Source organism: Brucella pituitosa (assembly GCF_003049685.1).
Classification (GTDB): Bacteria; Pseudomonadota; Alphaproteobacteria; order Rhizobiales; family Rhizobiaceae; genus Brucella; species Brucella pituitosa.
In genome coordinates this window covers 551383-573452 of sequence record NZ_PYSY02000001.1, presented here as the reverse complement: position 1 = coordinate 573452, position 22070 = coordinate 551383, and the positions used below count along the sequence as shown (strand labels likewise).

Genomic DNA, 22070 nt, shown 5'->3' with positions numbered 1-22070 from the left:
AGACAATGAGCCGTAATTATTATGCACCGACCGGCGGCCTGCCGCCCCAGACGCAACTCCTGACCGATCGCGCCATGTTCACCGAAGCCTATGCGGTTATTCCGAAAGGCACATTCAGCGATATCGTCACGAGCTTTCTTCCCTTCTGGGACAAGACGCGGCTGTGGATCATCGCCCGCCCGCTATCAGGTTTTGCCGAGACTTTCTCGCAATATATTATGGAAGTGCAGCCCGGCGGCGGCAGCGATCGCGCGGAACTCGATGACGGTGCGCAGGGTGTGCTGTTTGTCGTTGAAGGCGAAATCACCGTCACGCTTGCAGGTAAGAATCATGTGCTGACCGAAGGCGGTTATGCCTATCTGCCGCCCAAAAGCGGTTGGACGCTTCGCAACAATTCGGGCGCTGTCGCGCGCTTCCATTGGGTGCGCAAGGCTTATGAATATGTCGATGGCCTTGATGTGCCGGAGCCGCTTTTCCTCAATGAAAAGAACATCGCACCGACGCCAATGCCAGACACCAATGGCGCATGGGCGACGACGCGCTTTGTCGATCCAAACGATCTGCGCCACGACATGCATGTAACGGTCGTTACGTTCGAGCCGGGCGGCGTCATTCCATTTGCTGAAACCCATGTGATGGAACACGGGCTTTATGTGCTCGAAGGCAAGGCCGTCTACCGGCTCAATCAGGATTGGGTGGAAGTGGAAGCCGGGGACTTCATGTGGCTGCGCGCTTTCTGCCCGCAGGCTTGCTATGCCGGTGGTCCGGGCAAATTCCGCTATCTGCTTTACAAGGACGTAAACCGACACATGAAATTGTCGCGATAGACGCCACGCATCACTCTCCTGACAACGGCCGGATTTGCTCCGGCCTTTTCTTTAGAGCATAGCTCTGATTGCTTTCCCAAATAAAAACGGCGGGCCGAAGCCCGCCGCCACCATTCTTCTGACTGGAGATCAGATTAAAATAACAAAGCAGTCCTTCTACTTTGTCGAATGGTATCTCTGTATATCTAGTTTTCTAATTGCATATAATACCAATATATATTGAGAATATTTGCATTAATATTAGTAAATGGGGAAATTAGGATTATCAAACTTCGTGTACTGGCCGCCACGTAATGTAACGGTCAGCGCACTTATTAGCCAGCGCACTTATTAGAACGAACGCTGGAAGCGAACCATGCCCTGCCATGCGTCCTTGCCCTTGAGGTAGGACTTGTCGTCCTGCCACTTGGTGTAGGAAACTTCTGGAGTAACAGTAAAGCCAGGCACCATTTCATAGGCAACGTTAGCGGTTGCAGCAAAGGTGCTGCTGCCGTCATATGCAGCCTGCACATTGAAAGTCGCCTGTTCGGTTGCCTTGAATGCAGCGCCACCCCAGACAGCCCAATCGCCACCCCATGTGCCGTAGAAGCTGCTGATCGCCCGGACCTGACCGACAACGTTGCCGGAGTCATCCTTCACGTCGAAATACTTGTCCTTATTCGACTTGTAACCGCCCATAACCCAGAGCGAGAAGCGATCCGTGAGGTTTACGTCGCCACGCAGCTTGCCTGCCCATTCTTCGTTACGAGCGTCATAAGCTGCAACGGCTACAATCTTGCCCCAGCCCTGTTCATATTTCACACCACCAACGACATGCGGGGCGTAATCCTTGATGACGCCGTCGTAGCCGTACTTGCTATCAGTATCGGCGTTGTTGCCCTGTTCAAGCGACAGAATTGCCGACAGGCCATTGTCACCATTGAAGGTATAGCTGATAAGGCCGGTGCGATAACCACCTGCAAGGATCACGTCATCGTTGATGACGTCGCCAAGGTAACCAGGGAAGGTAACGAAAGCCGACTCGTCAAGACCAACGCGAAGACCACCGAGCTGGATATAGCCGTAACGCAGTGAGCCGGATGCGCCTTCTACGCCGTTGCCCCAGTCATAACGGGTTTCAGCAAAGGTCTTGAGGGTGCCAAGTTCAGTTTCCGAAGCCGTGCTGAAGCGGAGTGTGAAGCGAGCCTTGTTGTCCCAGGTCTTACGCTTGTATCCGTCACTCGCAAGGGCAGCGCCGTCGCGATCAGTAAATCCACGGCCATATACATCGTTGCCACCAGTCAGATCGTAACGAACATAGCCGGAGACGCGCAGGCATGTCTCGGTGCCGGGAATGTAGAAATAGCCTGCACCATATGCATCGCAAACGCGTACGTATTCAGCGGCCTCTGGTTCTGGTGCAACGATTGCGTCGGCAGCTTGAGCCGCACCATTTCCCGCAGCGATGACTGCTGCCGAACCCAGAAGAAAACCCTTAATAGTCATTTTGATATGCCTCCAGCAAATATGAATAATTAACACTATCGACTGATAGAATGAATCCAATACAGATCTCAATTACAACTTATCAATCATGGAAATAATAAATAACCATGTGGCAAATCCAGCACTATTTAACAGTATATTATATTTACCCAACTAATATTTACTTAAAGTATAGGCTATTTATATTAAACTATATTCCTTTACCAATTAATTGGTTATTATCTTACGAATACCAATTTTCTAATTCATGCCTGACCGCTTTAAAGGCCTGAACCTTGCGAAGGCAGTTCTCTTATCCGAGAAGACCAACCTTTACGATAAGCCCCGGCCTGCCCTTGATTGCAGAACTACGACAAACTTACAAAGTAGAATATTCAATATTTTATAATCTATATTTTAGAAATCAATTACATTGCCGACTTCACGCAATATATTATCTATTGCATTTAATTTGACTTTGTGATTATTAATATATCATGGTCGGTAAGTTGTTTAACGACCTTCTCTCATTGCCACTCAGAAGAGAATGTATTAATGAAAACTTATAGCCTGATCGGCCTTGCAATTGGCTTTGCTGTGGTTTCGAGTATTCCGGCGTTTGCCGCCCCTCTCCCAGGCGGCGCAAGCACCCTCCAGGAAACATATCAGGACTGGACTGTTTCCTGTCAGTCCGAAAAAGAAACAACTGTCTGCGCTATACGGCAGGATCAAAGCAGCACTCAGACGGGTCAGCGCGTTCTGACTGCCGAGTTGCGCAATATACCTGGTGGTAAGGTTGAAGGCGTCATTCTAATGCCATTTGGCCTTGATCTTGTAAAAGGCGTTGCACTGAAGATCGATGAAGCTGACGGGCCGCAGCTGACATTTTCAACCTGTCTGCCGCAGGGCTGTCTGGCACCAGTGAGTTTTGATGCCAAGCAAGTGGCCGCTTTGAAGGCCGGCACTAATTTGAACGTGAATGCGACTGCGCTTAGTCCAAGTCAGGCTGTGGCTTTCAAAATTTCGTTGAAAGGTTACGGCGCAGCGCTCGACCGTATTATTGCACTCACGAAATAATTTGGGGGCATTTGATTTTAGCGGATACATAAGGATATCCGCAGCATTGCAGATCATGCCGTATGGTTTCTACCGTACGGCATTTTTTTGTGATCCGCGCTGATTGAAAGTTTCACACTTGTCCAGCCTGAAAAGACCTTTCAAATTTAGAGCGGCTCCAGTGGATAAAGAACCCTTGGACCCGCTCTAAATATTTGCCTTTGCGCAATATACCATGCAAAATTGTTTCGCGTTTGTGGCTCAAATGCTCGTAATTATTTTGATACGACACTGATGCGCATGAGAGAGCGTCGCCAGCGCATGGTCATCAGCACAGAAACTATCGCAAGCCCTGCCGCCAGACCAAGCCAGACACCTGCACCACCAAAGCCAAACTGGAATGCAAGCAGCGCACCGAACGGCAACCCTACACCCCAATAGCCGACTAATGCCAGATACATGGGTACGCGCGTATCTCTGAGGCCACGCAGCATACCTGCAGCCACCGCCTGCGCTCCATCGACAATCTGGAAAAGTGCAGCGAGTGCTAAGAAGGTGACCGCGAGTTCGATAACGGCAAAGTTTTCCGGATCTTTGAGATTAAGAAACACACCGATAAACAGACGCGGAATCAGAATCATCAACAAGCCCATGATCGCCATGAAACCCACGCCGAGCGCATAGGCGCTCCAGCCTGCATAGGCGACAGCCTGAGGGTCGCCGCGGCCATAGGCACGGCCCACGCGCACGGTTGCAACCTGACCGAAACCGAGTGGCACCATGAAGCTCAGAGAAGCGACTTGTATAGCAACTGCATGGGCAGCCATGGCAGTGGGGCCGATATAGCCCATCATGACAACGGCTGCATAAAAGATCGACGTTTCAAACACAAAGGTCAGCGCCATAGGAAAACCTATGCGCCAGAGCTCAACGAAACGCGGCCAGTCCGGACGCCAGAACCGCCCAAACAGCCGATACCGACGGAACCGGCGGTGACGCATGGTAATGAAAGCCATGCCCAGAAACATCATCGTACTCGACAGGGTAGTGGCGATACCCGCGCCATGGAGTTCCATTCTTGGAAAACCGAAATGGCCGAAAATCAGTGTCCAGCCAGCCAGCGCGTTAAACCCGATAGCGACGGCTGCAACAATCAGCGTCCACATCGGCTTTTCCATCGCCGCAAAGAATGAGCGCAGCACGATATAAAACAGATACGGCAACAGTGCCCATTGCAACGTATGCATGAAATCGGTCGAGCGCGCGGCGATATCCGGTTGCTGACCAAGGAAGAGGAATATTTCCTCGCAATGCCAGAGCACGATCCAGATCGGAATCGAGATGATAATGGCCGACCACATACCCTGACGCACGGTACGGCGCACATCGCGCACCGAATGACGGTTCCTGCCAAGTGCAATGGCGATCATCGGCATCACAGCCGAAACCAGCCCCATCGAGAAGATCATCAGGGTGTGATAGAAACTCGTCGTCAGGAGCGCCGAAGCCAGCGTATCCTTGCCAAGACGGCCAATGAAGATCACATCGGTCGCAGTCAATGCTGCCTGTGAAAGATTGGTCAGAATCAGCGGCCAGCCCAATTTGAGAGCCATCCCCATTTCCCGGGTCCAGCGCTGAACGCTGCTCATGTGAGGCTCATGAAAGCCCGCATCAAATGTATTGGTCACAAACTTACTCCCGGGGCACACCCCGTACCATCCGTGGCCGTCAACCCATCGGACAATCCATAACGAAAGCACGCGCCGAGACATCAAAGGCTCAGAGACCAGGTCGATCTGAGGAGAATGGCGTGTGATACGAGTATCGATCGCCCCATGCCGGCTAAGAGCGTTCATCGCTTCAAAAGCGACTTCGCCCCAACTTTTCGGGTTATTCAATTTCTATTGGGAACGTTGTGGATGTTCCAGAAATTGATCCGGAGCCAGGCGGGCTGCGCATCGATTTGCACAAAATTAGAGCACAATGGATATCAGACTTGCTTAAAGAAGCAACACACCTTGGGAAGTAAATTCTGATCTCCTGACATGCATGGAAATCAATTTCCAGACATGTCGCAAAAATGCACTTTCTGGTCTGCAGAACAGTTGACCGTTACATCTGATTATCTAGGAATGTCGTGGATGCAATTTTGCGAGGGAAATCATGCGCAGCACCAAAGTCATCCATATTGTCGGCTGTCACGCAGAAGGCGAAGTCGGTGATGTCATCGTAGGTGGCGTGGCCCCTCCTCCTGGCAATACGGTGTGGGAGCAGTCACGCTTCATCGCCAGTGACGAGGCCTTGCGTAATTTCGTGCTGAACGAGCCGCGCGGCGGCGTGTTCCGCCACATCAATCTGCTGGTGCCTCCGAAAGATCCGCGCGCGCAGATGGGTTTCATCATCATGGAACCCGCCGACACCCCGCCCATGTCCGGCTCCAATTCGATCTGTGTCTCCACGGTTCTTCTGGATAGCGGCATTATCCCCATGCAAGAACCAGTCACGCGCATGGTGCTGGAAGCGCCGGGCGGGCTCATCGAGGTGGAGGCTGAATGCCGTAACTGCAAGGCTGAGCGCATCAGTGTGCGCAACGTACCGTCTTTCGCGGACCGTCTGGATGCATCGCTGGAAGTTGAAGGCCTCGGCACGATCACCGTTGACACAGCCTATGGCGGCGACAGCTTCGTTATTGTTGATGCAGCTTCTATTGGAATGAAAATCGAGCCGGGTCAGGCACGGGAACTGGCTGAGATTGGCGTTAAGATCACGAAAGCTGCCAATGAACAGCTTGGCTTCCGCCATCCTGAAAAAGACTGGAACCACATTTCCTTCTGCCAGATCACCGAGCCGGTGACGCGCGATGGCGATGTACTGACCGGTATAAATACAGTTGCCATTCGACCGGCGAAACTGGATCGTTCGCCAACCGGTACCGGCTGCTCGGCGCGCATGGCCGTGCTTCATGCAAAAGGCCAGATGAAAGTCGGCGAGAAATTTATCGGAAAGTCCGTGCTGGGCACGGAATTTCACTGCCGATTGGACAAGGCTCTGGAGCTTGGTGGTAAACCGGCCATCAGCCCGATCATTTCCGGCCGCGCATGGGTGACAGGAACCTCACAGCTCATGCTTGATCCGAGCGATCCGTTTCCGAGTGGGTATCGTCTGTCGGACACTTGGCCAAATATGCCTGAGTAAGCCAGAGCAAAGCGCCAATAAAAAACCCCGCCAAAGCATAGCATTGGGCGGGGTTTTCTTTACTCATTCAAATGACGCTTACGCGAAATCCAATGCACGGTCGCCGTCTTCGTCCTTGATGCGCGATGGCAGGCCTATCTGGTTCAGGATGTGGAGGAAAGGCTTCGGGTTCAGCTCTTCCACGTTGACCATCTTCTTCACATCCCATTCGCCCGAAGCGATCAGGATTGCAGCTGCGACCGGCGGAACGCCAGCGGTGTAGGAAATGCCCTGCGAACCCACTTCATTATAAGCGTCCTTGTGGTCGGCAACGTTGTAGATGAAGACTTCCTTTTCTTTGCCGTCCTTGGTGCCCTTAACGAAATCACCAATGCAGGTCTTGCCGGTGTAATCCGGTGCCAGCGACGAAGGATCAGGCAGAACAGCCTTAACCACCTTGAGCGGGATAACTTCCAGACCTTCAGCAGTTTTCACCGGCTGTTCGGAGAGAAGGCCGAGATTGTTCAGCACGGTAAAGACATTGATATAGTGATCGCCAAAGCCCATCCAGAAACGCACATCTGCGTTCGGATAGTTCTTTGAGAGCGAATGCACTTCATCATGGCCGGTCATATAAGCCTTGCTTGGGCCAACGACAGGCAGATCAAAGGTGTGTCCAACTTCGAACATCTTGTTCGACTGCCATTCACCACCCTGCCAGGAATAGACCGTGCCGGTGAATTCGCGGAAATTGATTTCCGGATCGAAATTGGTCGAGAACCAACGGCCATGCGAACCGGCATTGATGTCAACGATGTCGATGGATTTAACTTCATCGAGATAGTCGTCGGCAGCCAGACGCGCATAAGCATTGACCACGCCCGGATCAAAGCCGATGCCGAGAATGGCGGTGATGCCCTTCTCTTCGCATTCCTGCAAGTTCTTCCATTCGTAGTTGCCATACCACGGTGGGGTTTCGCAAATCTTCTTCGGATCTTCATGGATCGCGGTGTCCATGTAAGCCACGCCCGTATCGATACAGGCGCGAAGAACCGACATATTGAGGAAGGAAGATCCGACATTGATGACGATCTGAACGCCGATTTTCTGGATCAGAGCCTTGGTGGCTTCAATATCCAGAGCATCCAGCGCATGCGCTTCCAGTTTCACCTCGGTCTTGAGGCTCTTCTTTTCATGCACGCTATCGATAATCTTGCGGCATTTCTCAACCGTGCGGGACGCAATATGGATATCGCCCAATATGTCAGAGTTTTGCGCACATTTATGTGCAACAACCTGTGCCACGCCCCCGGCGCCGATAATGAGAACGTTCTTCTTCATTTTCTGTCGATGCTTCCTCTTCCAGCGGTTTCCCGCCATCTGTTTCGCGTCCCCGGCGCTCTCAGCCGCGGAACCTGTTTAAGTTTTACGCCGCTGAGTAATACCGCGACGCAGGGTTCAGGAGAGCGAACCCTCGAAATCCGCGTAATCAAATTCGCGGACAATTTTGACCGTGCCGTCGAGTTCACGCACGGCAATGGCTGGCATTTTCACGCCATTAAACCAGTTCTTTTTGACCATCGTATAACCGGCCGCATCTTCAAATGAGAGGCGGTCGCCAATGGAGAGCTCCTTGTCGAAATTGAACTCACCGAAAATATCGCCAGCAAGGCAGGACTTGCCGCAGATCATGTAGCTATGATCGCCATTGTTGGGTGCCATCTTCGCCTTTTCGCGATAGATGAGCAGATCGAGCATATGTGCTTCGATCGAGCTATCGACGATGGCGAGGTTCTTGCCGTTATAAAGCGTGTCAAGAACCGTCACTTCCAGCGTCGTGGTTTTGGTGATCGAAGCCTCACCCGGCTCCAGATAGACCTGCACGCCGAACTTTTCCGAAAACGCCTTCAGGCGTGTGCAGAAATCATCGACCGGATAATCGTCTCCAGTGAAATGAATACCGCCGCCAAGGCTGACCCATTCAACGCGATGCAGAAGTGAGCCAAACTTTTCTTCAATATCGGTCAGCATCTTGTCGAAAAGACCGAAATCGGAATTCTCGCAATTGTTATGGATCATGAAGCCGGTCACGCGGTCCATGACCTTTTCAACCTTCGCAACATCCCATTCGCCAAGACGGCTGAACGGACGCGCCGGGTCAGCCAGATCAAAGGTCGAAGACGAAATGCCCGGGTTCAGACGCAGGCCACGCTTGATATGCGCTGCCTTGTCGGCAAAGCGCTCCAGCTGGCCAATCGAATTGAAGATGATCTTGTCGGCATGCGAAATGACTTCATCGATCTCGTTATCGGCATAAGCCACGCTATAGGCATGGGTTTCACCGCCAAATCTTTCATGACCGAGACGCACTTCATTAAGCGAGGACGACGTGGTGCCATCCATATATTCGCTCATCAGATCAAACACCGACCATGTGGCAAAGCATTTCAGCGCCAATAGCGCCTTTGCGCCGGATTTCTCGCGCACATAGGCAACCTTTTCCATGTTGCGCTTCAGCTTGGTCTTGTCGATCAGATAGTAGGGCGTCTGGATCATGAGCGTTCCGGGTCGTCAATTGGGGAAATATGGCCTGTCCAGCTAGGCTGGCGAGCACGTTGTTTGAGTCTGGCGCGCATCTTATCCGAAAACCGCTTTGCACTTTTCGGGACACGCTTTAAAGCCGCTATTGGTACAGGCTTATAGGAAGCTTGTGACAGAAACACAAATCCGCCACAGACGTTTAGAGAAAAAATTCTCCGACGCGGCAGCGGATTCTGTAATTCTTAGCTTCATATAGAGTTTTTCTGCCAAATTTGAACCCCTTTGAATTTTTATTGAAGCCGTTTTACTTCATTCCCCATTCCGAAGATCAAAAAAGCATTTTATAAGGCCAGCCAACGCGTGCGGACAGCGGGCATCAACCCGCCTCTGAAATGCGGGATAGGACCAGGGAAAGAAATGCAGACCGAAAATCCAGCCGCCACTGCCACAGCAGGGGCTACTGCAGGCTGGGGAGAATTGTTCGCGGGCAGGAATGCGATCCGTTCGCTAACACTTGTGGGCGGCGTTGCGCTCCACGCTATCAATGTTTTCATTGCTACAACCATATTACCAACCGTTGTCGCCGATATTGGCGGCATGGACTATTACGCCTGGAACACGGCGCTGTTTGTAACAGCCTCGATTCTTGGCTCGGCCCTTGTGCCAAAACTTCTTTCGCAGGCCGGGCCGCGTAACGCCTATCTTGTAGCCGCCATCATCTTTGCAGCCGGAACACTGGCCTGTGGCTTGGCACCTTCCATGCCAGCCATGCTCGCGGGCCGTGTTGTGCAGGGACTTGGCGGTGGCATGATGCTGGCGCTGTCCTATGCCATGATCCGTATCGTCTTTGATGAATCGCTCTGGCCTCGCGCCATTGCGCTCGTTTCCGGCATGTGGGGCGTGGCAACGCTTGTTGGCCCGGCTATTGGCGGCATTTTTGCTGAACTTGGCGTGTGGCGCGCAGCTTTCTGGTCGCTTGTGCCGGTGATCGGTATTTTTGCCATCATGGCGACGCTCATCCTGCCAAAACGCGCGGGCGATGATGAAGCCAAAGACAAGCTTGCCTGGCCACAGCTTATTCTGCTGACGGCAGCCGTGCTGATCGTCTCGGCGGCGAGTATTTCAGCAAGCACGTTCTGGAATGTCGCTGGCGTTGTAATTGCTTTTGCTGTGCTGCTGTTGCTTGTCATTGTTGAACGGAAGGCCACGAAACGCATTCTGCCGAAAGGCACTTTCAGCATCAAGCGACTTGGTGCGCTCTATATGACGATGGGCTTTCTCGGTGCATCAGTCACAAGTTCGGAAGTCTTTGTGCCACTGTTTTTCCAGGTATTGCATAACCAGTCACCATTGGTGGCAGGCTATCTTGCAGCACTCATGGGCGGCAGCTGGACGCTTGGTTCCATCGGCTCATCGGGTGTATCCGGTGCCCGTGTGAACCGTGTCATCCTTGCAGCCCCTGTTATGGGAATAGCCGGCATGGTGACACTTGCGATTCTCGTCCCTCCGGGCAGCGAAGGACATTGGTATGATCTTCTACCGATCTGTCTTGCCATGGCAATTATAGGCTTTGGTGTCGGCATGACATGGCCGCATCTGCTCACCCGCGTCTTCAAACGTGCTGAAGCTGCGGACCAGAATCTGGCTTCTGCGTCACTAACCACGGTGCAGCTGTTCACGACGGCCATGGGGGCAGCGCTCGCTGGCATGGTTGCCAATCTGGCAGGGTTAAGCAATCCCGGTGGCGTAGCAGGCACTGCCAATGCAGCGCTCTGGTTGTTCATCGGATTTTCCGCCCTTTCAGGCATCGCACTGCTTTCTGCCATAGCGCTTGTTCGCAGCTCGCGCTGACACACAAAAAGTGGCTTCCGGAGGTACAACATACTCCGGAAGCCACAGCGATTAGAAAGCAATTCCTTGAGGCTGCGTTTGAATTCGATTTAATTGCGCGGAGAATACAAACCGATGACTCTTGATGTCGGGACGCAGAAGCATTATTCCAACTTCCGTAATCTTCGTCCGGCTATGGTGCAGCATACCGGCAAATCACGACCTCGCGGAAGCCACCCTGAAGGCAGCCAGACGCGATCCCCTATGATTGCGATAAGAACGCTCGCTTCTTGAGAAGCGGGCACCGTGAAAAGCGAAACAGAGACAGTTCCGACAATGAGCAGCAATTTTAATCAGGAAACCGTTCTTGACGTTCACCACTGGACCGACAGGCTGTTTTCCTTCCGCACCACGCGTGACCAGGGCTTTCGCTTCCAGAGCGGCCAGTTCATCATGATCGGCCTTGAAGTGAACGGCAAACCGCTGTTGCGCGCTTATTCGATTGCTTCCAGCGTCTACGACGAACAGCTCGAATTTTTCTCGATCAAGGTGCAGGACGGCCCACTGACGTCGCGCTTGCAGCATCTGAAAGAGGGCGACAAGATTCTCGTCGGTAAGAAGCCGGTCGGCACATTGCTTTATGATAATCTCATTCCGGGTGACAATCTGTGGCTGCTTTCGACGGGCACCGGCCTAGCACCGTTCCTCTCAATCATCCGCGATCTTGAAGCCTATGAGCGCTACAAGAAAATCATCCTGGTTCATGGCGTGCGTGAAGTGAACGAGCTTGCCTATGCAGACCTCATCACCAAAGAACTGCCGGAAGATGAATTCCTCGGCGAGATGGTGCGCGAGAAGCTCATTTATTATCCGACTGTGACCCGTGAAGAGTTCCGCAATCAGGGTCGTCTTACGGATCTGATCAGCTCGGGCAAGATTTTCGAGGATTTGGGCCTGCCAAAGTTCTCCGAACAGGACGACCGCATGATGCTCTGCGGAAGCCCGGAAATGCTTGCCGACATGCGCCAGATTCTCGAAGGCCTTGGCCTCGAAGAAGGTAGCCAAAGCGAAGCCGGTCACTTCGTCATCGAAAAGGCTTTCGTCGAAAAGTAAGACTTTGCGCTCAGGCGATGTTTAAAAGGGTGGCCAAAGTGCCGCCCTTATTTTTCGTATCTTGCTTTATCCGGCACCAGCACTATGCTCACAGCCATGATAAAGTGTTCGAGTACCCCCTGCATCGCGCTCCTGTGATCTCATCACAAGTTTCATCACTGGGAGCATGAACGTAAGCAACCACACGGTTTCTTGCGGGGTTTTCGTTTGCATATACGCAAGCGAACAAATGCCGATCTGATCGGCGATTACGCATTATCCCAAACAAAGCTGCTTCGTCACTTTTACCGGATATGCCTGATGCAGTGAGCATTCTCATGAAAAATTACTTTGAAAGCCCGTTTAAGGGAACCACCCTCGATAAGCAGGTCGCAAATCCAAACATCATCGTTGGGCGTTACAGCTATTATTCTGGCTATTATCATGGCCACAGCTTCGATGATTGCGCCCGCTTTCTGCTGCCCGATGAAGGTGCCGACAAACTCATCGTCGGCAGCTTCTGCTCAATCGGATCGGGTGCCGCCTTTATCATGGCGGGCAATCAGGGGCATCGACATGACTGGATCAGCACCTTCCCGTTCTTCTTCATGCCAGAAGTGGAAATATTTACGGGTACTGAGAACGGCTACGCCCCCTCAGGCGATACGATCATCGGCAATGATGTGTGGATTGGCTCTGAAGCCATCATCATGCCCGGTGTGAAGATCGGCCACGGTGCAATCATTGGCACGCGAGCGTTGGTCACGCGCGACGTAGAACCCTATGCGATTGTCGGTGGCAACCCTGCCCGCACAATCCGTTCGCGTTTCAACGAAGCAAGCGTCAGCATGCTTCTGGAAATGCAGTGGTGGGACTGGTCCGACGATCAGTTGAAGGGCGCCATGCCTATTTTGACCGGCGGTGATATTGCAGCGCTTTATCACTATTGGCAGAGCGTTGTTCACTGCAGGTGACATGGGGCCTGCTCGCAATTTGCGAGCAGGCTTTCTCCACGCGATACAGCTGTGAAGTCTAGAGCACATCCCGAAAAGTGCGAAGCGGTTTTCGGAAAAAGATGCGCTTAAAAACAAATGGATAGAGAATTTCCAATGATTCAATCAAAACAGGAAATTCTCTAGAGCATAATTCCTTAAACTTGGATCAGTTTAAGGAATTATGCCCTGATTTTAAAGGGTTAGAGCGACCTTTGGGCGTCCAATAGGACGCCCGGCGCTTTAATCTTCGGATCATGTAAAGCCAGCTCATATCTCACATATGAAAAACATGATTGCAATATTCATATTTACATGGCAGCTATAACTGACTGACTATCAGTCAGTCAAAGCGGCAACCTGAAAGGTCGGCTAAAGTGTGCGTGCAGGTCTTTCAGGTTGTCGTCCTCAAAAATCAACCAAAGATAAGCGCTGCGGCTGGTTTAGAGCGCAGTTCGATCTGACTGTTTGTTTTTTAGCGTGTTATCCCGAAATCATCTCACACTTTTCGGGATGCGCACGGTCCAATGTTAACGCGCATCTTCTCCGAAAACCGTTTCACACTTTTCGGGATGCGCTCCAAGACTGCTGCGGCAGAAGCGAGATCCTATGTTTCACGATACAGAACAATGGCCTTACATCGTTACCATTGCCAAAGGCCCCTCTACGATTGAAGACGTGCGTGCATTTTTCGACAGCTGGAACGCATGGCTGGATGAAGGAAAGCCGTTCATTGCCATTCGTCGCTTTGTTGACGAGGCAGCACTCGTTCATCCAGATGGCGCTCCACGCGAAATCAAACAATGGTTTCAGCAAAATGCCGAACGTATCCGCAATCAGGTTATGGCGATGATTAGCATCGTACCAGAATCCGTGTATGAGGAATTAAGTCGTATGGATGCGGAAAAGCTGTTTCGCGTGCCAGCAGGAACATTTTCTAATGTGGATGCAGCACTGCACTGGCTCGAAGACAGAGTTGTGCGTCCCAATCAGCTTGCCTTTGACAGAGTAGCGATCCGCGCAAAACTGGAGACATAGATTTGCCAGCAGCCAAGCCCAAGCCCCGCACGAAACCGGCCGAGATACGCCGTAGCGAGCTGATGGCGGCTGCTGAAACGATCTTTCTGGAAAAAGGCTTTGCGGCAACAAGCGTCGATGAGATCGTACGCAAAGCCGATGTTGCCAAGGGCACATTCTATCTGCATTTTCGCAGCAAGGATGATATTCTGACCGCTCTGCGTGAGCGGTTTGTTACATCCTATTGCGAAGACCTCGACAGGGAATTGGACGCAGTACCGATGGGTGACTGGAACGGGCGTCTTTCGGCCTGGGCCGCGACCGGGGTCGCAGGCTATCTCGATAATTACCGCGTGCATGATCTGGTTTTTTATGATTTTCACCCACCCATGCGGCATGTGAAGCAGGAAAACCCGGCCGTCCTTCGACTTGAAAAACTTCTGAGAGATGGTCAAGCTGCGGGAATCTGGAAAATCGATAACACACGCTTGCTGGCAACGCTTCTCTTCCATGCATTGCATGGCGCGGTCGACGACTTCATCATCCGCTCAAACATCGCAGAACGCGATGAAATGGTTCGCGGCGTGCAGGATCTGTTTTTGAAAGCAGTCAGATCTTAGGCTCAGCTATTTCTTAACGCCAAACACATGTTCAGGCCCCGGAAAAGACCGCGCGCGCACTTCTTCCGCATAGGATTTTGCGGCTTCAGAAACCTGCGGAGCAAGCTCGGCAAAGCGCTTGACGAAACGCGGTGTAAAATCCTGAAACAGTCCCAGCATATCATCTGATACAAGGATTTGGCCATCGCAGGCGGATGACGCACCAATACCAATTGTTGGAATTGTCAGCGTCTTAGTGAGCTCACGAGCCAATGGCTCGAAAGTGCCTTCTATTACCAGCGCAAAAGCACCTGCATCGGCAATTGCCTGTGCATCGCGGCGAATTTGATTGGCTTCCTCATCATCGCGGCCCAGCGAGCGAAAGCCGCCGACCGTATTGACCTGTTGTGGCATCAGCCCGACATGGCCGAAGACCGGAATGCCACGTTTGACGAGGAATTCAACCGTCTCGGCCATTTCCTCGCCACCCTCAAGCTTCACGCCGTCGCAGCCTGTTTCCTGCATGATGCGCGCTGCGTTGTGGAACGCTTGTTCTTTCGATTCCTGATAAGAACCAAATGGCATATCGACAATTACACAAGCATGCTCGACGCCACGCATAACCGCCTGCCCATGCGCAATCATCATGTCGAGCGTAACGCCAAGGGTCGAATCCATTCCGTAAAGCACCATGCCAAGCGAGTCGCCCACCAGAAGCAAATCGCAATGTGGATCGAGCAGGCGCGCAATTGGCGTCGTGTAGGCCGTGAGGCTGACAATCGGGCGCTCACCCTTCATCGCTTCAATCGCCTTTGGCGAAAGGCGCTTCTTTTTAACAGTCGCGCTCATTTCAGGCCGCCTTTTCCTGCGCTTTAAGCGCTATCACCCGATTATCAAGAAGGCGCGTTGAACCGAGCCGCACAAAAAGCGCCACCAGGACCGGCCTGCCCTGTACCGAGGTCAGACGCTCCAGCGTTTCAGGATCGCGTAATGCGATGACTTCCGGTGTCGCCAGCGATTCCGTTTCAATGAACACACGGATTGCAGCCTCAAATGCTTCCGGATCGTCGATGCCGGAACGATAAAGTCGCTCAGCTTCGTCCAGTGCCTTTGGCACGATGATCGCAGCCGCGCGTTGCTCGGATGTCAGATAGACGTTGCGTGACGAACAGGCGAGCCCATCATCTTCACGCACGGTTTCAACACCAACCACACGCACAGGGATCGCCATATCCTCGACCATGTGGCGAATGATGACGAGTTGCTGAAAATCCTTCTCGCCAAAATAAGCAGCGTCAGAGCCGACAATGTTGAAAAGCTTGCTGACAACTGTTGCGACGCCTGCAAAATGGCCGGGGCGCGCCTCACCTTCCATCTGGTTGCCAAGTGTCGGCACGTCCACCACGGTCTGCATCGGGCGCGGATACATATCCGACACCGCAGGTGCAAAAAGGAAATCCACATTTGCATGGCGCAGCAGATTTGCGTCACGTTCGAGATCACGCGGATACTTGTCGAGATCTTCATTGGCGCCGAATTGCAGCGGATTGACGAAAATCGAAACGACCGTGACGTCATTTTCCGCACGTGAACGGCGAACAAGTTCGAGATGCCCTTTGTGAAGATAGCCCATCGTCGGCACGAGACCGATGGTTTTACCGCTCTTGCGTGCGGCGCCAAGCGCCTGCCGCAAATCTTCAATCGTATGGATGATCTGCATGAGGATCTCCCTGCCAGCAACCGGATTTTAGTCGCCAGTCCTATAGCGCGCCCTCAAATATGACAACAGCACTTTTGTTAGTGAATATCCGAGAAGAGCGAAAAACCTCAGTTTCCGACTGTACCGCTCACCGTATTGCTAACCGTTCTACCAAACCTATCAATCTGCTCATCATAGGTTCGGCGCGTATTCGGATCAAAGACTGCAATCGGCGCACTCACGACGAGCGAGGCGGCACTGCCCACGCCTTGCGCAGTACCAAGTGCAACAGCACCCAGCCGTTCGCCCAACCCGATATCAGAATCGGTGATAGTCTGGCCTGTTACGAGACGTTGACCGATCAGCTGAACAACCTCAGGACTTGATGCAAACTTGCCGTGATTGAGCCTGTCACCGGCTTTAAGCTGGGTCAGATCGATAACAGTTATGCCAGCCTTTTCAAGCTGTGACCTGTACGGCTCAACCGAAGGATCAATCTGCCCAAGTCGGTCAACATTGCCGGAGATGAAGCGTGAAGCGCGCAGTGCACGGTCATCGCGTGACGTGAAAAGCGTGAACCGTGGGTGGTCCTTACCCATGGCGCTGAACTGCTTATTGAATACATCCACATCAAGATCAGGCGACGCAAGAATGACGTCGGAAATCTTCGGATTGACACGCTTATCGCGGATCGCCATCTGACGCAGCGCCTCAACCGTCAGCCAGCTGCCCATGGAGTGGGCCATGACGGTGATGTCTTTCACACGCGGATCTTCGGCGATTTTGCGCAGGGTCGTTTCCAGCGCATCGCGCGAATAATTCGTGCTTTCCTTGTCGTAATTATAATCGAACACGCTACCGCGCGACGGCCATGTGAAAATGACGGGCGCTACTTCAGCGCCAGAATCGTGCACGATCTGCGCAAAGCGATAGACCGAGTCCTCATAAGTATTATTGAAGCCGTGAACAAAAACCATGACCCGACGGGATTTCGGCAGGCTATGATCAAGCCATTGTCGCGCGCCGGTTTCCGTGTTGATCGCTTTTACTTCAACGGTCGTGAAATCCTTCAGCGGATTGGCTGGCAGCTTTTTAGGCCACTGAACCTCACCAACCTTGCGGTTCTTTTCTGGCGGGATGGAAACCATAATCTCCGTCAGGCTAATTTCCTGATCACGTTCACCGGAAAACAGCGTTCCGGGATTACCGGACGGTGCACGGGTCGTCGCCACCATAAGATCGACCTTCGATGCGCCCGGCACACTTTCCGCAACTGGAATAAGGACGCCGTCAGGACGGCTGGCACAGCCCGCGATCAGGGTCAGACAGACAAGCAATGCCGGGGCAGTACGACGAATGATGCTCCGCAAAACCCAACTCTCCTGACAAAATCCAAACCCAGATAACGCCAATCCAAGGCGAGGCGTGCAGTTAATATATTCTTTACCTGAGAGGATAAGCCAAGTCCTAATTGTCAGGGCCTGTGGAAAGATGCTGTTGCTGCGGCTTCTCGGTTACACACTGTTTCCGTAACCAACACTTTCCCGCACGCCTCTTGCGCCCAATATTGGAACCAACAGTGCAAACAATTTCATTTATGCGCAGGAGGACACAAAATGACTTCAGACCTTACCCCACAACTCACAGGGCTGCATCATCTGACAGCCATCACCGCAGATGCACCTGGCAACAGGCGCTTCTATACAGACACGCTTGGTCTTCGCCTCGTCAAGAAGACGGTCAATCAGGACGATACCAGCGCCTACCATCTGTTTTACGCCGATGGACTGGCATCTCCAGGAACCGACATCACGTTCTTCGACTGGCCCGTACAGCGTGAACGGCGTGGCACGCATAGCGTTTCCCGTACCGGATTGCGCGTAAACGGCGTTGAAAGCCTCGACTGGTGGCGCAACCACCTCAATGAAAAGGGCATCGAAACCGGCGATATATTCGAAGTTGCTGGTCGCGCAGTGCTCGATTTTGAGGATCCGGAAGGTCAGCGCCTGCGTTTGACCGATGATGGAGGCACCGGTGCAGCACATAGCTGGGAGAAAAGTCCGGTTCCTGCTGAGCGGCAGATACGCGGCCTTGGTCCCATTACGCTAAGCGTTCCCGATCTGGCACCGACAAAAATCGTGCTGGAAAAGGTAATGAACATGCGTGAAGCCGGTGACTATGCTTCGCCCGATGGCGAAGGCCATGTCCACGTGTTTGAAATGGGCTCAGGTGGTGCCGGCGCAGAACTGCATATCGCCGTGCAGCCCAATCTATCACCAGCCGGTCAGGGCGCAGGTGCCGTGCACCATGTTGCATTCCGCACACCGGATCAGGAAACCATGCAGGAATGGGTGGATCGCCTCCGGGCTTTCCGCATCCCATCCAGCGGTGAAGTCGAGCGCTATTACTTCCGCTCGCTCTACTTCCGTGAACCCAATGGTGTGCTGTTTGAAATTGCAACTGATGGTCCCGGCTTTGCAGTTGATGAACCGCTGGAAAGTCTCGGAGAGAACCTGTCGCTACCACCCTTCCTTGAAGGAAAGCGCCAGGCAATTGAAAAGGGCTTGAAGCCACTTGATTAATACAAAAGGCCGCCGGATTTCTCCGGCGGCCTTTTTTGGGGTTTAACATACAGAGGTCAGAGCTTGCGCTGCAGCCATTCACCAGCCAGACGAACATCTTCATCTGTCAGTCCATGACCACCTTCGGTGGAGAGAACATCAAGTTCTGCACCATCAGCCCGCAAGGCTTGCTCCAGTTTGCCGGATGCATCGCCAAACGGATCGCCAATCCCGTTGAGCAACAGAATCTTAGCATCCGAAAGGTCCGCAACCGGTTGCTCTTCCAGAACGTCCGTTGCACGCAACAACACGGCTTTGCGTACGACATGTGGATGGAGCCGCATAAAGGCCGCAAGCAGATTGGCGCCGTTGGAGTTTCCAATGAACGCAGTCCGTTCCGGATCAATACCGTAGGCAACAATCGCACCTTCGACAAAAGCCTCGAAAGCCTCGGCCTCAGACCGAATGTCCTCCTGGTCGAACCGTTTCAGATCGAAACGGCGAAACCAGCGCTGAATGCCTTCTTCCGTGCTGCGTCCCCGAACACCCAGAAGCGTTGCGCGCGGTGCAGCCAGACGAGCAAGCGGCATGAGGTCGTTTTCATTGCCGCCGGTGCCATGCAGCAGAACAAGCGTACTGCCATCCGGGTTTTCCGGCTGATGGATACGATGCACAAAAGGCAAATCGCGATAGATCACCCTTTCCTCACCCGGCAAGCCAAATTGCGGCATACGGGATCGGATCGCATCCGCCTGCTGCTCGTTGCCCGGTGGCACGAACAGAACCCGACCCAGCGATTCCACTGGTTCATCCAGGGTAAAGCCGGGAGCATCGGTGGCAAATTCAAACAGGGTTCCGCCCGGCTCACGGACATAGAGCGACGTGAAGTATTTACGGTCATGTACGTTGACTTCACTGGAGTTAAGCTTTGAAAGCTCCTTCTCAAGCTTTGTCACATCATCCGTTATAGCCGCACGAAACGCCACGTGGTCAGCAATGCCTGTTCCGGGAATACCCGGCCAGAAGCCACTTGCATCGCGAACGTCAATCACATCGCCTGAATCAGAGACCAGACGATCAATCGTGCCTTCCCTGGCCTGAGCGCGGAAACCGAAATAGCGTTCGATGAAGCCAACTGTCTGTTCTGGTGCCTCAGACAAAATGGTTGCCGAGCGTATCCGGCGCACAACATGTTCCGCAGGAATATCGCCTGAAACCCATGCGTCATTGGCTGCAAGATCGCTGCCGACCAGCTTGACGATAACGCCATCCGGATCGCGCAAGCGAAGCACCGGCTCGCCAAATTCCTGTACCGGACCTTCAGACTGCACGTGATAGCGCAATGCCCGCTCCAGCCAAAAGCCGACCGAGGTGCGGTCGATCGCAAGGGCAATTTCGCTAACCTGACCATGACCGACACGGCCCCTTGCACCATCTTCCCAGACGAGGAAAGTGATCAAAGACCCCGGCGTTCCAGAACGGTCGCCATAGAACAGGTGCAGCTGTTCCGCATCTTCAAATCCACCTGTCCGCTTGACTATACGCAGACCGAGAAAGCCAGCATAGAAGTCGACATTGGCCTGAACCTTGCGCGTAATCAGCGTGAGGTGATGGATCCCACTGGTCATGATTGCAATCTCCCGCGTTTCGTGGCGGCAAGTCTCTCAGACGGAGACAATCACCGCAAATGTGAAGTTACCCGAGAGATAGTTCACATTGGCTCGAATGCCCATGGGGCTGTGCGGCGACGCACTGTTAACAGTTCAGCATTTGGGGAGGTTCAGAAAAGAAAAAGGCCGCGCGGGAGGAGGATGCGCGGCCTGATCTTGAATACGGCTGGGAGGAGGAGTGCCGTATCCCGCATCGGGTTCTGGGAGGAGGAGTGAACCCGATGACTAATAATTACCCGCAGCCTCTTTATTCAACAACGGTCAATAACGCATATCAGTTATGCAAATACGCCGATGCTTAAGATTGTTGCAGAAACACAAACGCACACAATATGCTTATATTATAAGCATATTGAACAAAATATGCTGAAAAATCAGCACTTCAGAGAAGCTGGGCGATGAACGGCGCAGCCAAAACATTGACCAAACCGACCAGAACCATGACGAGACCTGCAATCGAGCCTTCCTCGCTGCCGATCTGATGGGCCTTGGCAACACCAGCCCCATGCGCGCCCATACCGAACAGTGCGCCGCGCGCGAGAGCCGAGCGAAGCGGCAACCAGTTGAGCATCACCTCACCCAGCGCTGCACCGAATACACCGGTCAGCACCACGAAGATGGCTGTCAAATCAGGCGTCCCGCCAATATCGCCGGAAACCGTCATGGCGAAAGGTGTACTCATGGAGCGCGGCATCAGGCTGAGGCTTATAGCGTCATTCAATCCAAGAAGATGCGCAAGCCCCCAGGCCGAAAGCATCGCAGAAGAGCTGCCAACCACGACACCAACCAGCAGAACCGGCCAGTAACGACGAATAGTTGCGCGTTGCTGATAGATGGGAATGGCAAAGGCCACCGTTGCCGGGCCAAGGAGCGCGACCAGCCAATGCGTCGCACTGAAATAGCCGCGGTAGTTTTCATTAAGGCCGATAAGCAAGGCCATCAGCAGCAGTGGAGTGATCGCAAGCGGCGTCAGCCACCACATGGGAAAACGGCGATAAACGCGCTTTGCAGCAAGATAGAGAAGGATCGTAGCCGCCGACCAGAATAGTGTCGCCACATAGGGGTTACTTAGTGGCATAGCGAGCGCTCAGACGATAGCAGAAGTCTACAGTCAGTGCCGTCACAGTCATAACGGTCAGAGTTCCAACCAGAATGACCGCCATAATCTTCACACCCAGCATACCGAGCAGTTCCTGATGTTCCAGAACTGCCAGAACTGCAGGCACAAAGAACAGCAGCATTTCAGCAAGAAACCATTCAGCACCGCGCTTCATGCTGAATAGGCTTACACGTCCACTCAGAAGCAACGCCAAAACCAGCGCCATACCAACAATGCCGCCAGGCAGTGGCAGACCGCTTAAACGAACAAACGCCTCACCGGCCAACCAGAAACCGACCAGCGTCGCAATCTGCATCAAGCGGCTGTTGTGCAGCGCATAGCGAAAACGGATCATCAGGTTATGGGCATTCATGGTCATGTTCCAATGCTGGTATTTGTGAAACCAATATAGGCCCGAAATCGATATTCCAGAAATGAATTGATTTCAT

20 protein-coding genes are annotated in these 22070 nt (G+C 52.9%); 10 read left to right on the top strand and 10 right to left on the bottom strand.

Annotated elements, in window-relative coordinates; genetic code table 11:
• Nucleotides 1–5 precede the first annotated feature (5 nt).
• Nucleotides 6–827, top strand: a complete 822-nt coding sequence (locus C9380_RS02710) for a bifunctional allantoicase/(S)-ureidoglycine aminohydrolase (RefSeq protein WP_128092941.1) — start codon at nt 6–8, stop codon at nt 825–827.
• Nucleotides 828–1157: 330 nt separating this feature from the next.
• Here the strand turns inward: C9380_RS02710 and C9380_RS02705 are convergent, their stop codons facing one another.
• Nucleotides 1158–2312, bottom strand: a complete 1155-nt coding sequence (locus C9380_RS02705; RefSeq protein ID WP_128092940.1) for a porin — start codon at nt 2310–2312, stop codon at nt 1158–1160.
• 534 nt (nt 2313–2846) lie between these two features.
• Here C9380_RS02705 and C9380_RS02700 point away from each other — a divergent pair.
• Nucleotides 2847–3368 (top strand): invasion associated locus B family protein, encoded by a 522-nt coding sequence (locus tag C9380_RS02700; RefSeq protein ID WP_024896070.1) that lies wholly within the window; start codon nt 2847–2849, stop codon nt 3366–3368.
• Nucleotides 3369–3622: 254 nt separating this feature from the next.
• Here the strand turns inward: C9380_RS02700 and C9380_RS02695 are convergent, their stop codons facing one another.
• A complete protein-coding gene (locus C9380_RS02695) occupies nt 3623–5035 on the bottom strand; it encodes an MATE family efflux transporter (protein WP_128092939.1) in 1413 nt (470 codons plus the stop codon).
• Between the two features lie 475 nt (nt 5036–5510).
• Here C9380_RS02695 and C9380_RS02690 point away from each other — a divergent pair, with 475 nt between their 5' ends.
• Nucleotides 5511–6542 (top strand): trans-3-hydroxy-L-proline dehydratase, encoded by a 1032-nt coding sequence (locus C9380_RS02690; RefSeq protein ID WP_128092938.1) that lies wholly within the window; start codon nt 5511–5513, stop codon nt 6540–6542.
• A 78-nt stretch (nt 6543–6620) separates the two neighbouring features.
• Here the strand turns inward: C9380_RS02690 and C9380_RS02685 are convergent, their stop codons facing one another.
• Nucleotides 6621–7862 carry a saccharopine dehydrogenase family protein gene (locus C9380_RS02685; RefSeq protein WP_128092937.1) on the bottom strand — a complete coding sequence of 414 codons (1242 nt, stop codon included), beginning with the start codon at nt 7860–7862 and terminating at the stop codon, nt 6621–6623.
• A 117-nt stretch (nt 7863–7979) separates the two neighbouring features.
• Nucleotides 7980–9077: a carboxynorspermidine decarboxylase gene (nspC, locus tag C9380_RS02680; protein WP_100559695.1), complete on the bottom strand. Its 1098-nt coding sequence runs from the start codon at nt 9075–9077 to the stop codon at nt 7980–7982.
• Between the two features lie 402 nt (nt 9078–9479).
• On the opposite strand from nspC, the gene C9380_RS02675 reads away from it, so the two are divergent.
• The 6 genes from C9380_RS02675 (at nt 9480) to C9380_RS02655 (ending at nt 14613) form a co-directional block, all read left to right on the top strand.
• Complete coding sequence (locus C9380_RS02675; RefSeq protein WP_024896064.1) at nt 9480–10913, top strand: MFS transporter; 1434 nt, start codon at nt 9480–9482, stop codon at nt 10911–10913.
• 114 nt (nt 10914–11027) lie between these two features.
• Nucleotides 11028–11186, top strand: a complete 159-nt coding sequence (locus tag C9380_RS26730; RefSeq protein WP_157803354.1) for a hypothetical protein — start codon at nt 11028–11030, stop codon at nt 11184–11186.
• A 42-nt stretch (nt 11187–11228) separates the two neighbouring features.
• Entirely contained in the window at nt 11229–12005 is a 777-nt protein-coding gene (locus C9380_RS02670; protein WP_024896063.1) for a ferredoxin--NADP reductase, read from the top strand.
• Between the two features lie 317 nt (nt 12006–12322).
• The gene (catB, locus tag C9380_RS02665; RefSeq protein WP_100559697.1) at nt 12323–12958 is read left to right on the top strand and encodes a type B chloramphenicol O-acetyltransferase; all 636 of its coding nucleotides are present in this window, start codon (nt 12323–12325) and stop codon (nt 12956–12958) included.
• A 627-nt stretch (nt 12959–13585) separates the two neighbouring features.
• A complete protein-coding gene (locus tag C9380_RS02660) occupies nt 13586–14014 on the top strand; it encodes a hypothetical protein (protein WP_128092936.1) in 429 nt (142 codons plus the stop codon).
• 2 nt (nt 14015–14016) lie between these two features.
• Nucleotides 14017–14613 (top strand): TetR/AcrR family transcriptional regulator, encoded by a 597-nt coding sequence (locus tag C9380_RS02655; RefSeq protein WP_100559701.1) that lies wholly within the window; start codon nt 14017–14019, stop codon nt 14611–14613.
• A gap of 6 nt (nt 14614–14619) precedes the next feature.
• Here C9380_RS02655 and panB read toward each other — a convergent pair whose 3' ends face one another.
• The 3 genes from panB to C9380_RS02640 form a co-directional block, all read right to left on the bottom strand.
• On the bottom strand, nt 14620–15441 hold the full coding sequence (gene panB / locus C9380_RS02650; protein WP_111786814.1) for a 3-methyl-2-oxobutanoate hydroxymethyltransferase: 822 nt from the start codon (nt 15439–15441) through the stop codon (nt 14620–14622).
• A gap of 1 nt (nt 15442) precedes the next feature.
• Nucleotides 15443–16312 carry a pantoate--beta-alanine ligase gene (gene panC / locus C9380_RS02645; protein WP_128092935.1) on the bottom strand — a complete coding sequence of 290 codons (870 nt, stop codon included), beginning with the start codon at nt 16310–16312 and terminating at the stop codon, nt 15443–15445.
• 107 nt (nt 16313–16419) lie between these two features.
• Nucleotides 16420–17661 (bottom strand): alpha/beta hydrolase, encoded by a 1242-nt coding sequence (locus tag C9380_RS02640; RefSeq protein WP_105705371.1) that lies wholly within the window; start codon nt 17659–17661, stop codon nt 16420–16422.
• 246 nt (nt 17662–17907) lie between these two features.
• Between C9380_RS02640 and C9380_RS02635 the strand changes: the two genes are divergently transcribed.
• Nucleotides 17908–18873: a ring-cleaving dioxygenase gene (locus C9380_RS02635; RefSeq protein WP_105705373.1), complete on the top strand. Its 966-nt coding sequence runs from the start codon at nt 17908–17910 to the stop codon at nt 18871–18873.
• A gap of 56 nt (nt 18874–18929) precedes the next feature.
• Here the strand turns inward: C9380_RS02635 and C9380_RS02630 are convergent, their stop codons facing one another.
• From C9380_RS02630 to C9380_RS02620, 3 genes are all read right to left on the bottom strand, one after another.
• Entirely contained in the window at nt 18930–20480 is a 1551-nt protein-coding gene (locus C9380_RS02630) for a VOC family protein (protein ID WP_024897789.1), read from the bottom strand.
• Nucleotides 20481–20904: 424 nt separating this feature from the next.
• Nucleotides 20905–21600 carry an LrgB family protein gene (locus C9380_RS02625; protein ID WP_024897790.1) on the bottom strand — a complete coding sequence of 232 codons (696 nt, stop codon included), beginning with the start codon at nt 21598–21600 and terminating at the stop codon, nt 20905–20907.
• On the bottom strand, nt 21587–21994 hold the full coding sequence (locus C9380_RS02620; protein WP_036567364.1) for a CidA/LrgA family protein: 408 nt from the start codon (nt 21992–21994) through the stop codon (nt 21587–21589). The genes C9380_RS02625 and C9380_RS02620 overlap by 14 nt, the downstream gene beginning before the upstream one ends.
• Nucleotides 21995–22070: the final 76 nt, after the last annotated feature.

What these genes read in the sequence shown, in the direction of transcription:
- C9380_RS02710 (WP_128092941.1), top strand. Translation starts at nt 6, where the DNA reads ATGAGCCGTAATTATTATGCACCGACCGGCGGCCTGCCGCCCCAGACG.
- C9380_RS02705 (WP_128092940.1), bottom strand. Translation starts at nt 2,312, where the DNA reads ATGACTATTAAGGGTTTTCTTCTGGGTTCGGCAGCAGTCATCGCTGCG.
- C9380_RS02700 (WP_024896070.1), top strand. Translation starts at nt 2,847, where the DNA reads ATGAAAACTTATAGCCTGATCGGCCTTGCAATTGGCTTTGCTGTGGTT.
- C9380_RS02690 (WP_128092938.1), top strand. Translation starts at nt 5,511, where the DNA reads ATGCGCAGCACCAAAGTCATCCATATTGTCGGCTGTCACGCAGAAGGC.
- C9380_RS02685 (WP_128092937.1), bottom strand. Translation starts at nt 7,862, where the DNA reads ATGAAGAAGAACGTTCTCATTATCGGCGCCGGGGGCGTGGCACAGGTT.
- nspC (WP_100559695.1), bottom strand. Translation starts at nt 9,077, where the DNA reads ATGATCCAGACGCCCTACTATCTGATCGACAAGACCAAGCTGAAGCGC.
- C9380_RS02675 (WP_024896064.1), top strand. Translation starts at nt 9,480, where the DNA reads ATGCAGACCGAAAATCCAGCCGCCACTGCCACAGCAGGGGCTACTGCA.
- C9380_RS26730 (WP_157803354.1), top strand. Translation starts at nt 11,028, where the DNA reads ATGACTCTTGATGTCGGGACGCAGAAGCATTATTCCAACTTCCGTAAT.
- C9380_RS02670 (WP_024896063.1), top strand. Translation starts at nt 11,229, where the DNA reads ATGAGCAGCAATTTTAATCAGGAAACCGTTCTTGACGTTCACCACTGG.
- catB (WP_100559697.1), top strand. Translation starts at nt 12,323, where the DNA reads ATGAAAAATTACTTTGAAAGCCCGTTTAAGGGAACCACCCTCGATAAG.
- C9380_RS02660 (WP_128092936.1), top strand. Translation starts at nt 13,586, where the DNA reads ATGTTTCACGATACAGAACAATGGCCTTACATCGTTACCATTGCCAAA.
- panB (WP_111786814.1), bottom strand. Translation starts at nt 15,441, where the DNA reads ATGAGCGCGACTGTTAAAAAGAAGCGCCTTTCGCCAAAGGCGATTGAA.
- panC (WP_128092935.1), bottom strand. Translation starts at nt 16,312, where the DNA reads ATGCAGATCATCCATACGATTGAAGATTTGCGGCAGGCGCTTGGCGCC.
- C9380_RS02635 (WP_105705373.1), top strand. Translation starts at nt 17,908, where the DNA reads ATGACTTCAGACCTTACCCCACAACTCACAGGGCTGCATCATCTGACA.
- C9380_RS02630 (WP_024897789.1), bottom strand. Translation starts at nt 20,480, where the DNA reads ATGACCAGTGGGATCCATCACCTCACGCTGATTACGCGCAAGGTTCAG.
- C9380_RS02625 (WP_024897790.1), bottom strand. Translation starts at nt 21,600, where the DNA reads ATGCCACTAAGTAACCCCTATGTGGCGACACTATTCTGGTCGGCGGCT.
- C9380_RS02620 (WP_036567364.1), bottom strand. Translation starts at nt 21,994, where the DNA reads ATGAATGCCCATAACCTGATGATCCGTTTTCGCTATGCGCTGCACAAC.